The organism is Microbacterium sp. WCS2018Hpa-9 (genome assembly GCF_031843745.1).
Classification (GTDB): domain Bacteria; phylum Actinomycetota; class Actinomycetes; order Actinomycetales; family Microbacteriaceae; genus Microbacterium.
Genome location: NZ_JAVTIY010000001.1, coordinates 100,512 through 113,598 on the forward strand (window position 1 = coordinate 100,512; position 13,087 = coordinate 113,598).

At 68.3% G+C, this 13,087-nt stretch carries 11 protein-coding genes; 9 read left to right on the forward strand and 2 right to left on the reverse strand.

Features of this window, described 5'->3' with window-relative positions:
- Positions 1-15 precede the first annotated feature (15 nt).
- The gene (locus RQG82_RS00520; RefSeq protein WP_311257196.1) at positions 16-1,323 is read right to left on the reverse strand and encodes an aminotransferase class I/II-fold pyridoxal phosphate-dependent enzyme; all 1,308 of its coding nucleotides are present in this window, start codon (positions 1,321-1,323) and stop codon (positions 16-18) included.
- A 112-nt stretch (positions 1,324-1,435) separates the two neighbouring features.
- Here RQG82_RS00520 and pdxS point away from each other — a divergent pair, with 112 nt between their 5' ends.
- The 5 genes from pdxS (at position 1,436) to RQG82_RS00545 (ending at position 8,467) form a co-directional block, all read left to right on the forward strand.
- On the forward strand, positions 1,436-2,329 hold the full coding sequence (pdxS, locus tag RQG82_RS00525) for a pyridoxal 5'-phosphate synthase lyase subunit PdxS (RefSeq protein ID WP_311257197.1): 894 nt from the start codon (positions 1,436-1,438) through the stop codon (positions 2,327-2,329).
- Entirely contained in the window at positions 2,319-2,921 is a 603-nt protein-coding gene (gene pdxT / locus RQG82_RS00530) for a pyridoxal 5'-phosphate synthase glutaminase subunit PdxT (RefSeq protein ID WP_311257198.1), read from the forward strand. The genes pdxS and pdxT overlap by 11 nt, the downstream gene beginning before the upstream one ends.
- Positions 2,922-2,995: 74 nt before the next feature.
- On the forward strand, positions 2,996-4,459 hold the full coding sequence (locus tag RQG82_RS00535; RefSeq protein WP_311257199.1) for a DUF3375 domain-containing protein: 1,464 nt from the start codon (positions 2,996-2,998) through the stop codon (positions 4,457-4,459).
- Positions 4,452-5,111 (forward strand): DUF4194 domain-containing protein, encoded by a 660-nt coding sequence (locus tag RQG82_RS00540; RefSeq protein ID WP_311257200.1) that lies wholly within the window; start codon positions 4,452-4,454, stop codon positions 5,109-5,111. The genes RQG82_RS00535 and RQG82_RS00540 overlap by 8 nt, the downstream gene beginning before the upstream one ends.
- Positions 5,108-8,467, forward strand: coding sequence for an SbcC/MukB-like Walker B domain-containing protein (locus RQG82_RS00545; protein WP_311257789.1), 3,360 nt, complete (start codon positions 5,108-5,110; stop codon positions 8,465-8,467). The genes RQG82_RS00540 and RQG82_RS00545 overlap by 4 nt, the downstream gene beginning before the upstream one ends.
- 16 nt (positions 8,468-8,483) lie before the next feature.
- On the opposite strand, the gene RQG82_RS00550 is transcribed toward RQG82_RS00545, so the two are convergent.
- The gene (locus tag RQG82_RS00550; protein ID WP_311257201.1) at positions 8,484-9,863 is read right to left on the reverse strand and encodes an aminotransferase class V-fold PLP-dependent enzyme; all 1,380 of its coding nucleotides are present in this window, start codon (positions 9,861-9,863) and stop codon (positions 8,484-8,486) included.
- A gap of 157 nt (positions 9,864-10,020) precedes the next feature.
- Here RQG82_RS00550 and RQG82_RS00555 point away from each other — a divergent pair, with 157 nt between their 5' ends.
- From RQG82_RS00555 to ruvB, 4 genes are read left to right on the forward strand one after another with little or no spacing between them, the layout of a single operon-like run.
- Positions 10,021-10,782: a YebC/PmpR family DNA-binding transcriptional regulator gene (locus RQG82_RS00555; protein WP_311257790.1), complete on the forward strand. Its 762-nt coding sequence runs from the start codon at positions 10,021-10,023 to the stop codon at positions 10,780-10,782.
- A 45-nt stretch (positions 10,783-10,827) separates the two neighbouring features.
- Entirely contained in the window at positions 10,828-11,412 is a 585-nt protein-coding gene (gene ruvC, locus RQG82_RS00560) for a crossover junction endodeoxyribonuclease RuvC (RefSeq protein ID WP_311257202.1), read from the forward strand.
- 9 nt (positions 11,413-11,421) lie between these two features.
- Positions 11,422-12,027, forward strand: a complete 606-nt coding sequence (gene ruvA / locus RQG82_RS00565; RefSeq protein WP_311257203.1) for a Holliday junction branch migration protein RuvA — start codon at positions 11,422-11,424, stop codon at positions 12,025-12,027.
- Complete coding sequence (gene ruvB, locus RQG82_RS00570; RefSeq protein ID WP_311257204.1) at positions 12,020-13,045, forward strand: Holliday junction branch migration DNA helicase RuvB; 1,026 nt, start codon at positions 12,020-12,022, stop codon at positions 13,043-13,045. The genes ruvA and ruvB overlap by 8 nt, the downstream gene beginning before the upstream one ends.
- The last annotated feature ends 42 nt before the right edge of the window (positions 13,046-13,087 follow it).

Here is a 13,087-nt window from a genome sequence, read left to right on the forward strand (position 1 = left end):
TCCCGCGGCGGGTGATCATCGCACGGCCGCGACGAGGTCGGCGACGAGCGTCTCCGCGTCGCCGTCTGACAGGTCGTGCACGGTGAGGCGCAGGTGGTGTGAGGGCTCGGCCCGCTCGTCGAGGGCGAAATCGTCTCCCGTGCGCGCCAGCCAGCCGCGCCGCATCAGTCGTTCGGCGACGACCTTCGCCGGTTTCGGAAGCTGCACCCACAGGCTCAGTCCGTCGGTGGCGGGGGAGTCGAGCCCCTGCTCGCGCAGACGGATGGCGAACGCGGTGTTCCTCGCGGCGTAGTGCTCGCGGGCCTCGGCGATCCGTGAGACGACCGAGTCGTCGGTGAGCTGGGTCAGCGTGAGGCGCTGCAGCAGGTGGCTGACCCACGTGGTGCCCGGGCTGAGCCGCATCGCGAGGCGCTCGGCCGTGGTCGCGTCCGTCGCGGCGATCGCGAGGCACATGTCGGGTCCGAGGAACTTCGAGACCGAGCGCACGAGGGCGAACCGTCGGTGCTCCGGTCCGATGAGCGATTCGTACGGCTGATGGGACAGCATCGAGAAGTGGTCGTCCTCGATGATCAGCACATACGGGTGGTCGGCGAGCACGGCGCGCAGCTCGGCAGCGCGGGTGGCGGTGAGGCTCGCGCCGGTCGGATTCTGGGCGCGCGGGGTGCAGATCACGGCGCGGATGCCGGCATCCAACGCGTCGCGGAGTCCCTGAACCGTCATGCCCTCGTCGTCGACGGGCACGGGCACGGCACGGTACCCGCCGAGACGCACCGTGTGGATGCTGGCCAGGAAGCAGGGGTCTTCGAGCGCGACGGCGTCGTCGCGCATCAACGCCTGGGCGAGAAGGCGCTCCACTGCGTCGACCGCTCCGCTGGTGACGGTGATGCGGAAGTCGAGGTGTCCGATGTCGTTCGCGATCCACTGCTGCGCCCACTGCTCGAGCCCGCGGTCGATCACGGGTTCTCCATAGAGCACGGGTCGCCCGGCGACCGTGGCGAGAGCCTGTGACGGATCGGGGATCAGGCGGGGGTCGGGGTTGCCCGTGCCGACGTCGCGCAGCACCGTGTCGGATGCGTAGCCCTCCTGGGCGACGGCCTCGAGACCTGTGATGACGGTGCCAGCGCGACCGCGCGAGATGACGATTCCCGCCTGGGCGAGCTGCCGGTATGCGGCGACGGCGGTGTTGCGGTTGACGCCGAGCGTCGCCGCGAGCTCGCGAACAGGCGGAAGAGGGCTGCCTGCGCGCAGGACGCCGCGGTCGCGCAGCCCGCGCACGCTGTCGGCGATGTCCGCTGCGGTCGTTCCGGTGATCTGGTCGCTCATGGGTCCTCATCTCTGATTCTAGGTCGTTCCGGACAGTGCTACTGTTTGGCCTAGATCAAACGAGACATCGTTCGACACACATGCACATCGTGCTTCCCCGACAGGAGCTCTCATGACCGAACAGACCACCACCGGATCCTCGCGCGTCAAGCGCGGTCTCGCCGAGATGCTCAAGGGCGGGGTGATCATGGACGTCGTCACCGCCGACCAGGCGAAGATCGCAGAGGACGCCGGGGCCGTCGCCGTGATGGCCCTCGAGCGGGTTCCCGCCGACATCCGCGCCCAGGGCGGCGTGTCGCGCATGAGCGATCCAGACATGATCGACAACATCATCGCCTCGGTCTCGATTCCCGTGATGGCCAAGGCCCGCATCGGTCACTTCGTCGAGGCGCAGGTGCTGCAGGAGCTCGGCGTCGACTACATCGACGAGTCCGAGGTGCTGTCGCCTGCCGACTACGTGAACCACATCGACAAGCAGAGCTTCGCCGTGCCGTTCGTCTGCGGCGCGACCAACCTCGGCGAGGCACTGCGTCGTATCAACGAGGGCGCGGCGATGATCCGCTCCAAGGGCGAGGCCGGCACCGGCGATGTCTCTGAGGCGATGAAGCACATCCGCAAGATCCGTGGCGAGATCGCCGCGCTCACGGCGCTGCCCAAGGACGAGCTGTTCGTCGCCGCGAAGGAGCTGCAGGCGCCGTACGAGCTCGTCGCCGAGATCGCCGAGACCGGCAAGCTGCCCGTCGTGCTGTTCGTCGCCGGTGGCGTGGCCACGCCTGCGGATGCCGCCATGATGATGCAGCTGGGCGCAGACGGCGTCTTCGTCGGCTCCGGCATCTTCAAGTCGGGTAACCCCGTCGAGCGCGCGAAGGCCATCGTCAAGGCGACCACCTTCTTCGATGACGCGAAGATCATCGCCGAGGTCTCGCGCGGTCTCGGTGAGGCGATGGTGGGCATCAACGTCTCCGACCTCCCCGCTCCGCACCGCCTGGCCGAGCGTGGCTGGTAGACCCACAGTCGGGGTTCTGGCCCTGCAGGGCGATGTGCGCGAGCACGCCGCCCTGCTGGCCGGACTCGGTGCCGACGTCGTGCTCGTACGCCGCCCCGAAGAGCTCGCCGCCGTGAGCGGACTCGTGATACCCGGCGGAGAGTCGAGCGTCATCGACAAGCTCTCGCGCACCTTCGGGATGCAGGAGCCGATCCGTGCCGCGATCGGCGCCGGGCTACCGGTGTATGGAACGTGCGCGGGGCTGATCCTCCTCGCAGACGAGGTGCTCGACGGCATCGACGGGCAGCAGTCGTTCGGTGGCATGGACATCGCCGTGCGCCGCAATGCCTTCGGGCGTCAGACGGAGTCCTTTGAGATGTCGCTCGACGTTCCGGTCCTCGGTGAGCCTGCCGTGCACGCGACCTTCATCCGCGCTCCGATCGTCGATCGGGTGGGTCCCGACGTCGACGTGCTCGCCACGCTGCCTGACGGCGGGGTCGTCGCGGTGCAGCACGGGTCGCTTCTCGGCACCAGCTTCCACCCTGAGGTCGACGGCGAGACGCGCTTCCACGAGATGTTCCTCGAGCGTGTCCGCGAGCGCAGCGGTCGATGACATCGATCCAGCACGACCCGCCATGCACCGGAGCATGACGATCTGAGGTCCCCGGTCGGACTAGTCTCTTTCGAGTGACTGGATCCAGGGCTGAGGCCGCGTATGCGCGCGCCGTCACCGCATTCAGCACCCCGACCCTCGATCTGCTTCACGGTCGGTTCGCGCCGTTCGTGGTGGCGTCGCTCACGCTGCTGTTCCACGCCGACCGGGCGTCGGTCGCGGTAGCGGATGCGCACGCTGAGATGGCCGAGGTGCTCGACGAGCTCCGCGCGGCGGGGTACGACGAGGATGACAGGCGGCTGCCGTCCGGGAGCGGACGCGACGTATGTCGCAACTGGGTGCGGCTCGGCTGGCTGATCCAGCAGATCGACGACGACGTCGAGGTCTATCGCCTGTCTGCGCACGCCGTCGCCGCGCTCGAGATATCCGGCCGCACCGGCGGAGGGCGCACGAGAGTGTCGAACTCCCGCGTGCGCACACTGCTCGAGGCAGTGGAGCATCTCTCGGTGAGTGCCGAGGTCGACCCGGTTCGTCGCCTCTCCCGGCTTCAGGCGGAGCGCGACATCATCGACGCTGAGATCGCGCGCATCCAGGAATCCGGACACGCGGAGCCTGCGGAGGACGAAGAACTCCTCGAGGAAGCGGAGAACGTCCTTCATCTGGCACGCGAGCTCCCCGCCGATTTCACCCGAGTGGCTGAGTCCCTCCGGTCCATGCAGCGCGATGTCGTCGCCCACCTTCGCAGGGACGAACGGCCGACGAGCGAAGTGCTGCGCGAGTACCTCCAGCGCGCCCAGGCTGTGATGCAGTCGACTCCGGAGGGGCGGGCCTTCGCAGGCGCACTGCGCCTGATCGGCGATCCGGATCGCATCGACGCTCTCACAGAGCAGCTCCGTGGACTCCTCGCTCAGCCCTTCGCACGCATGCTCGACAGCACGCAGCGTGCCGAGCTCGATGCGATAGGCCGACGCGTCGAACTGGGCGTCGAAGAGGTGCTCGCCGCGCAACGCCGGGCATCGCACGTCATCACCGGGCAGGTGAAGACGCATGACCCGCTTCGTGATCGCCAGATCGACGACCTTCTGCGCGACGTCATCGCCGGGCTCCACGCCTGGTCGGGTCCTGCGGCTGTCGTCGATCCGGTGCGCAGCATGCCGCTGATCGATCTCGGGCATCTCCGTCAGACGACCAGCGACATCCGTCCACCCCGTGCCCCGGCGCCCCTCACCGATGCGGACGACGTCGACTTCCTCGATCACGACACGCGTGCCTGGGGTGGTCCGAGGTATGCCGAGCTCGAGGAGTACGTCGCCGGTCTCGGCGCGCAGTTCGATCTCGCCGAGGCGTTCCGGGCGGTGCCTGACGCGGCTCGACGTCCCGTCGATCTCCTCGGCCTGCTCGAGATCGCGCACCGCAACGGCCTCGCGGACGGCGACGGGATCTCGACGGTGGAAGCGCTGAGGCCCGACGGGACGACTCGCCGCTTCGCCTTCGGCGCCGTGATCGCCCGCAGCACGAAAGAGGATGCAGATGAGTGACGATGACCTCACGACGGCCGTCGCTGACGAGGGGTTCATCGCTCCCACGGCGATGGAGGACGACCTCGAGGCGCACTTCCCGGGCGACCGCGGCACGCTCGACCCCGAGATCAGGCGTGTGCTCGTACACCTTCTGCAGCGCCGCTTCATCTCGATGGAGCGCAACCGACGCGAGTGGACGCTGCTGATCGAGCATCAGCACGTCATCGAGTCGCGGCTCAATGACATCTACCTGCGGCTGATCATCGATCACGCCCGAGGATTCGCGTACAAGCAGCAGTTGCGCTCCGACGAAGTCGAGATGCCCGTTCTGCTGAAGGACTCGCCGTACTCGCGGGCCGAGACGCTCGTGCTGGTGCACCTGCGAACCGTCTACCAGCGCGAGTCCGCATCCGGGGAGGGATCCGTGCGGATCGACATCGAGGACGTCGAGCAGACCGTCCTCAGCTACTTCGCCGATGCCGACGGCGGAACAGCGAAGCAGCAGAGGGCGATCCGCAGCGCGCTGGACAGGCTGGACAGAGAGGGCATCGTGCAGGAGGAGACCAGCGGGCGGTATCGGATCACCGCGCTCGTCGAGGTGGTGCTCAGTGCTGAGACGCTGAAGGAGCTGCGGGATTGGCTGCGAGCCCAGGCGGTGGTGGCACGATGACGATGCTCGACACGCTGTTCGGGATGATACCCGCGAGCTCTCGCGGCCAGCAGTGGGTGGCTGAGGAGCTGCAGCTCATCAACTGGGGCGGATACGACGGCGGGCCGCACCGGGTGCGGTTCTCACCGGATGCGACCCTGCTGTGCGGCGGATCGGGCTCGGGCAAGTCGACGCTCATGGACGGCTATATCGCCCTGATGATGCCGCACACCACGCCGTTCAACGGTGCCTCCAACGGCGGTGTCACGGGGCGCCCGCGCGGCGATGAGCAGCGCAACATCCTGTCGTACGGGCGCGGCAAGATCGACGAGTCCCGAACGGAAGAGGGCACGAAGCTCCGGGTGCTGCGGGGTGACGGCGAGGACACGTGGAGCGCGGTCGCGATGACCTGGTTGGATCACGACGGCTCGCGCTTCACGGCAGTACGCGGGTGGTACATCCCTGCGGACGCCCGAACGCTCGAGGACTCGACGAGGTTGCGAGCCACGGTCGACAGCGGATTCGACCTCGCGCAGCTCGAGCGTGCCGCCGCTCACCGCCTCAGCGACACATCGGTGCGAGCGGTCGGACTGGACCCCGTCGCGACCGATCGCGAGTTCTCGGCACGGCTGCACGCCGTGCTCGGCATCGGCGCCGCGGGTTCCGGGGCGAAGGCGATCAGTCTTCTCGCCCGGATCCAGGCCGGTCAGCAGATCACCACGGTGGACGACCTGTACAAGAAGCTCGTGCTCGAAGAGCCCGAGACGATGGCGACCGCGGACGCGGTGGTCGCTCACTTCGACGAGCTGGAGAGCACTCGCACCCGGATGCTGGTCGCCAAGCAGCAGGTGGCGGCTCTCGAGCCGATCCGCGGGATCTCGCAGCGCATCGAGGCGGCATCGGAGCGGATGCGGGTCGTGGACGAGGTCGGAGTCTTCTCCGAGCCGACCTCGCTCGCGGCTCTGTGGAGCGCCGAGCGTCGTCTCGACCTGCTGCGCGAGGTGGAGACGGAACTGCGCGACCGGACCCAGGCGCTCCAGCTGGTCGTGCGCGAGAAGAACGCCCTCATCACCGCCGCGGAGGCCGAGCGCGAGGGGCTTCTCGACGTCGTGCGGCAGTCCGGGGGCGATCGCCTTGAGACTGCCCAGCGCGAACTGCGCGGCGTCGAGCGCCGCCTCGAAGACGTCCGGCGCGAGCGAGCCCGGTTCGACGCCGTCGCCAGCGAACTCGGCATCGAGGTGCACGATGCGGCCGCGTTCGAGAGCTTGCTCACCCGTATCGGTCGGGAACTCCCGCAGGCCGGGATCCGAGGTGCCCGCGCCGCGTTCGCCGATGCCGAGTCCGCCCGTAGAGCGGTGGAGACCGAACTCGCACAGGTGCGTGCCGAGCGGGACCGCACTCGAGACCTGCGGGGGAGCCTCCCCGCACATCTGCACGAATCGAGAGCCCTGCTCGCTCAGGCCGCCGGGCTCGCCCCGACGGATCTGCCGTTCGTCGGCGAGCTGATCGAGGTGCGCACCGAGTTCGAGCCCTGGCGGGAAGCGTTCAACCTGGCGCTCGGCGGGTTCGCACGCACGCTGCTCATCGACGTCTCGAACCTCGCACGATTCCGCGCCGCCATCGACTCGGTGCGCACCGCGGAGCGGATCAGTTACGAGGGAGTGCACACCGGTCTCGCCGAGTCTCGGACGGCCGACCCCCGGACGCTCCCCGGTCGTCTCGATCACCGGTCGACGCCGTTCACCGGCTGGCTTCAGCAGCGACTCCGCGAGCGGTTCGAGTACGTCTGCGTCGATTCCTCGGCCGAACTCGCCGAGCATTCTCGTGCGTTGACGATCACAGGACAGGTGTCGCAGGGCGACCGGGGGTCCCACGGCGGGCATGGCCGCTCGAACCTGCTCGGATTCTCGAACGCACGCCGCCTGCGTGAACTCGACGAGCAGGTCGCCGAGCTCGAGATCCGACGGGATGAGGCGTCGTCGGCGGCTGCCGAAACGGAGGCGGGTCTGGACCGGATCGAGGCCAGGGCGAAGGCGCACGCGAAGATCGAGGACCTCACCTGGGAGCAGATCGACGTCGAGGCCGTCGCGGCGGAGCGCGCGCGATGGCTCGCGGTCGAGGCGGAGGTCACCGACGAGAACCCGAAGATCGCCGAGCTGCGTTCGAAGGCTGAAGAGCTGAGAAAGAGGGCGAGCCGCCTGCGGGACGAGAGCTCCCGTCTCGGGGGCGACCTGACGCTCGCCCAGGACCGTTGGGTGGAAGTCACAGACCAGGTCGACGACTGTCAGCGGATCGTCGATGCGGCCGAGGCGGCGGAGATCGCACTCGAGGAGCGACACCGTTCCTTCCTCGACGCGCGTTTCCTCGGTGCGGAGGCGGCCGTCAGCGTCACCGCGTCAGAACGGCTCGCCCACCTCGACTCCGCATTGCGCACCGCGTCGACCAGGCTGCTGGAGGACCGCACGTCGGCGGCCACGGCGCACGCCGATCAGCGCGAGCAGATGCGGCGCCTGATGACCGGGTTCCTCGAGCGCTGGGACACCCTCACGATCCTGCCCGACCCCGACGAGTCGGTCGCCGAGTTCGAGGGGATCCTCGATGCGCTGGAGACCAACGGCCTGCACGAGCTGGAGTCCGAGTGGCGGGACAGCCTTCTCAAGCTCTCCGGAAACGACCTGACGAGTCTCGACTCGACGCTCGGCCGCTCGCTGCGAGAGATCAAGAATCGCATCGACCCGATCAACAGGATCATGGAGGAGCTGCCGTTCTACGACGACGAGCATCGCCTGCAGATCACGCCGCGCGAGAATCAGTCCGAAGCGCGCAGGCGGTTCCGCAAGGAGCTGCGCGAGGTGCGCGGCCTCATCGAAGCTGCGGAGACGGACGCTGACCGCGAGAGCGTGTACCGGAGGATGAGTCGTCTCATCGGTCGGATGCGGCGGACGGCGCCGGACTTCGCCGAGCTCATCGATGTGCGCAACCATGTGCGGGTGAGTGCGGAGCGGATCCACGCCACGACGCGGGAGCACGTCGCGCTCTACGACCACATCGGTGAGAAATCGGGTGGAGAGTCGCAGGAGCTCGTCGCGTTCATCGTGGGTGCCGCGCTGCGATACCAACTCGGCGACGCGGGCGCGGAGCGTCCCCGGTACGCGCCTGTCTTCATGGATGAGGCCCTGATCAAGGCGGACGCGCATTTCACGAAGCGTGCGATCGGCGCGTGGCGGGGTCTCGGCTTCCAGCTCGTGATCGGTGCGCCGAACGACAAATACAGTGCGATCGAACCGCACGTCGACGTGGAGTACGACATCCTGAAGGACACCCGGGGTCGTTCGTGGGCACGGCCGAAGGTGGGGCTGCCGACGCAGGGCGAGTGATCGAGGGCGGGTCCGTTCAGCCCGACACGAGGGCGCGGATCGCGCCGACGGTGCGGTCGATGTCGTCTCGGGTCGTCGCCCAGGACGACATCGAGCAGCGCAGGGCGGCGCGACCGCGCCACGTGGCGCCCGTCAGCGCGGCTGTGCCCTCGGCGAGCACGGCGTCGCCGAGGGCCCGCGTCGACTCGTCGGAGTCGAGCCCGAACATGACCTGGGTGTAGTCGACGTCATTGAGAATGCGGATGCCGTCGATCGAGGCGAGTCCGGATGCCATCGCCACGGCGTTCTCGTGCAGTGCGTCGATGAGGCGCGCGATTCCGCGGCGCCCCAGGCTGCGCATCGCCGCCCAGGCGGGCACGCCTCGGGCCCGTCTGGAGAGCTCGGGAGTGACATCCCACGGGTCGAGGCTCGTGAAGACGAGATAGTCGCCGCCGGTGCGGAATGCGGCGATCGAATCAGCAGGGTCCCGGACGATCGCCATTCCGCAGTCATACGGCGCATTGAGGGTCTTGTGGGCGTCCGTCGCCCACGAGTCAGCCAGACCCATTCCCGCAGTCAGTGGTCGAAGCGCGGGCGACGCCGCGGCCCACAGCCCGAAGGCACCGTCGACATGCACCCACGCACCGTGTTCATGCGCGATCGGGATGAGCGCAGCGAATTCGTCGAACGCGCCGGTGTGCACCTCGCCGGCCTGAAGGCACACGATGAGCGGACCGGTGGTCCGGTCGAGCACCTGCGCCAGGGCTTCGGGTCTCATGCGCCCCTGGTCATCCGATTCGACCGCGACCAGTTCCGCTGTTCCTATCCCGAGGAATCGAGCTGCCCGATCGATCGAGCCGTGACGATCGGCACCGACGACGAATCTGACGGCGGGTGCCAGTCGAAGCCCTTTCTCCGTCAGATTCCAACCGGCTCGTGCCAGAACGGCGTTGCGCGCTGTAGCCAGGCACGTGAAGTTCGCCATCTGGCCGCCCGTGACGAAACCGACGCTGGCGGTCTCAGGCAGTGCGAACAGCTCGAGCATCCACTGTCCGGCGATGCGCTCCATCGCGACCGTTGCGGGAGTGAGCGTCGCCGACCCCGAGTTCTGGTCCCAGGTCGACACCAGCCAGTCTGCGGCGAGAGCGGCGGGGTGGGTCCCGCCGATCACGAACCCGAAGAAGCGCCCTCCGGGAATCGCGACGAGACCCTGATCAGCCCGCCGCGCCATCTCCTCGATCACGCTCGCGGCATCCGTGCCCTCCTCGGGCAGCGGACCTCCGAACGCCGCCATCATCTCGTCGAGGCTCGCCCGCGGCCATACCGGTCGTTCGTCCAGTGATCCGAGGAAGTCGACTGCTGCGCGATGTGCGGCCTCGAGGCCGCGGGTCCTGTCATCGACGGCTCTTTCGTCCATGGGTCAGGACTACACCCGCGCTGCCCGTCATGCCAGGGGTCATCGACTGTCCGCCGCACGCACCGCGCGATTCGCACGCCACAGCGTACGGGCGTGGTTCGATAGAATGGACGACGCCCTGGGCAGCGCCCACGGCGGATACGACGAGCGGAGAATTATGTCCGGGCATTCCAAGTGGGCCACCACGAAGCACAAGAAGGCCATCATCGACTCCAGGCGCGCGAAGTCCTGGGCCAAGCTCATCAAGAACATCGAGGTCGCCGCGAAGCTCGGCGGAGCCGACCTGCAGGGCAACCCGACTCTCTTCGACGCGATTCAGAAGGCGAAGAAGACGTCGGTCCCGAAGGACAACATCGACCGCGCGGTGAAGCGCGGAGCGGGCATCGGTGGCGAGGCTGTCGAGTACACCTCGATCATGTACGAAGGCTATGGCCCCAACGGCGTCGCGATGATGATCGAGTGTCTGACCGACAACAAGAACCGCGCAGCGGCCGAGGTACGCACCGCGCTCAGCCGGAACGGCGGAACTCTCGCCGACCCCGGCAGCGTCGCCTACAACTTCAGCCGCAAGGGCGTCATCGTGGTCGGTTCCGAGGGAACCACCGAAGATGACGTGATGATGGCCGCCCTCGAGGCGGGCGCCGAAGAGATCGAGCCGCACGCCGCGGGCTTCGAGATCATCACGGAGGCCACGGATCTCGTCACCGTCCGCAGCGCCCTTCAGGACGCGGGCATCGACTACGAGTCGGCCGATGTCGAGTTCGTTCCGAACCTCAAGGTCGAGATCGACGCCGATACGGCCCGCAAGATCTTCCGCCTCATCGACGCCCTCGAAGACAGCGAGGACGTCCAGAACATCTTCACGAACTTCGATCTCACGGCCGAGGTGCAGGCTGAGCTCGAGAACGACGACGCGTAGGCGCGGCGTCGCCCCGGGATCCGGGGCGACGCATAGCCTGGGGGAGTGACCTCCTCCTCGCTTCGCGTGCTCGGCATCGACCCCGGTCTCACCCGGTGCGGTGTCGGTGTGGTCGACGTCGATCGCGCCCGTCGGGGCACGCTCGTGCACGTCGGGGTCATCCGCTCTGCGCCCGATCTGCCGATCGGCGAGAGGCTCGCACTGGTCGCCGCCGGCATCCGCGAGGTGATCGAGACCCATCGACCAGACGCCGTCGCGGTCGAGCGGGTGTTCGCGCAGCAGAACACCCACACCGTGATGGGCACGGCGCAGGCGAGCGGCGTGGCGCTGCTGCTCGCAGCCGAAGCCGGTCTTCCTGCGGCGACGCACACTCCGAGCGAGGTGAAAGCGGCCGTGACCGGCTACGGCTCGGCCGACAAGCGCCAGGTGCAGGCGATGATCGCGCGCATCCTCCGCCTGGATGCTCCTCCGCAACCGCCCGATGCCGCCGACGCTCTGGCGATCGCGCTCTGTCACGCATGGCGACGAGGAGCAGCCGGGGCGCCAGGACAGGAGTCTCTGACGCCGGCGCAGAAGGCGTGGGCGGACGCGGAGCGTGTCGCTCGAACATATCTACGATCCGGTGCGTAGGCTGATCGGATGATCTCCTCGCTGCACGGCGCTGTTCTCCACTCGACCGCCGATCAGGTCATCATCGACGTCGGTGGCGTCGGATTCTCTGTCGCTGTTCCCGCCGATGTGGCGCACACCGCGACCGTCGGCGAGAAGCTGCTGCTGCACACGAGCCTGATCGTCCGCGAAGACTCCCTGTCGTTGTTCGGCTTCGCCGATCGCAGCGAGCTGGAGGTCTTCGGTCTGCTCATCAGCGTCACGGGCGTCGGGCCGAAGTCGGCGCTCGGTGTGCTCTCGCACCTCACCGTCGATCAGATCGCCGACGCCGTGACGGCCGAAGACGATGCGCCGTTCCGGCGCGTGTCGGGCATCGGACCGAAGACGGCCAAGCTCATCGTCCTGCAGCTCGCAGGCAAGGTGCACCCCGTCGGCATCGGATCGAAGCCGGCGAAGGCCGGTCCGGTCGATGTCGTCGATCAGGTCACCGCCGCGCTGGTGGGCCTCGGATGGTCCGAGAAGGTCGCCGCCGAGGCAGCCGCGCAGACGGCCGCCGAGGCTTCGGAGGCAGAGCGAGCGGCCGTGGCGCCGCTGCTGCGCCGCACTCTGGCTCTCCTGGGGCCGGCGCGTGTCTGACGTCCGCGACGCCGCCGAGCCCTCAGACGACACCGAGCTCGCCATCGAGGGCGCTCTGCGCCCCACGAGCCTGGGCGAGTTCGTCGGTCAGCAGAAGGTGCGCGGGCAGCTCCAGCTCCTGCTCGATGCCGCGCGCATGCAGAACCGCCCGCCCGATCACATCCTGCTCGCGGGTCCTCCAGGACTCGGCAAGACCACGCTGGCGATGATCATCGCGCATGAGAGCGAACGCCCGCTGCGGCTTTCGAGCGGACCGGCGATCCAGCACGCCGGCGACCTCGCCGCCCTGCTCTCGAGTCTCGTGCCCGGCGAGGTGCTGTTCATCGACGAGATCCACCGCATGGCGCGGTCCGCGGAGGAGATGCTGTACCTCGCGATGGAGGACTTCCGCATCGACATCATGGTCGGCAAGGGAGCAGGTGCGACCAGCATCCCGTTGGACCTAGCCCCGTTCACGCTCGTCGGCGCGACCACCCGCTCGGGTCTGCTCCCGAACCCGCTGCGCGACCGCTTCGGATTCACGGGCCACCTCGAGTTCTACGACGAACCGGAGCTCGAGCGGGTCATCGATCGCTCTTCTCGCATGCTGCGCGTCGATCTGCCCCGTGATTCGCTCTCGGAGATCGCCCGCCGGTCGCGAGGCACACCTCGAATCGCCAACCGCCTGCTCCGACGAGTGCGTGACTACGCGCTCGTCCACGGCGGCGGGGAGGCTTCGCTGCACGGCGTCCGGGCCGCACTCGAGCTCTACGACGTCGATCCGATCGGGCTCGACCGCCTCGACCGGGCCGTGCTCGAGGCGCTCGTGCGTCGTTTCCGCGGCGGTCCCGTGGGCCTCAGCACGCTCGCGGTCGCGGTCGGCGAAGAGGCCGAGACCGTCGAGAGCGTCGTCGAGCCGTACCTCGTGCGCATCGGATTCCTCGGCCGCACACCGCGTGGTCGCGTGGCCATGCCGGAGGCCTACGCCCACCTGGGCATCGCGCACCCCGACGGGGCGCTTCGTCTTGATGACCTATAATCGCTGAAGACTTCCCCCGATAGAACTGCGCGCCCGTTTTCT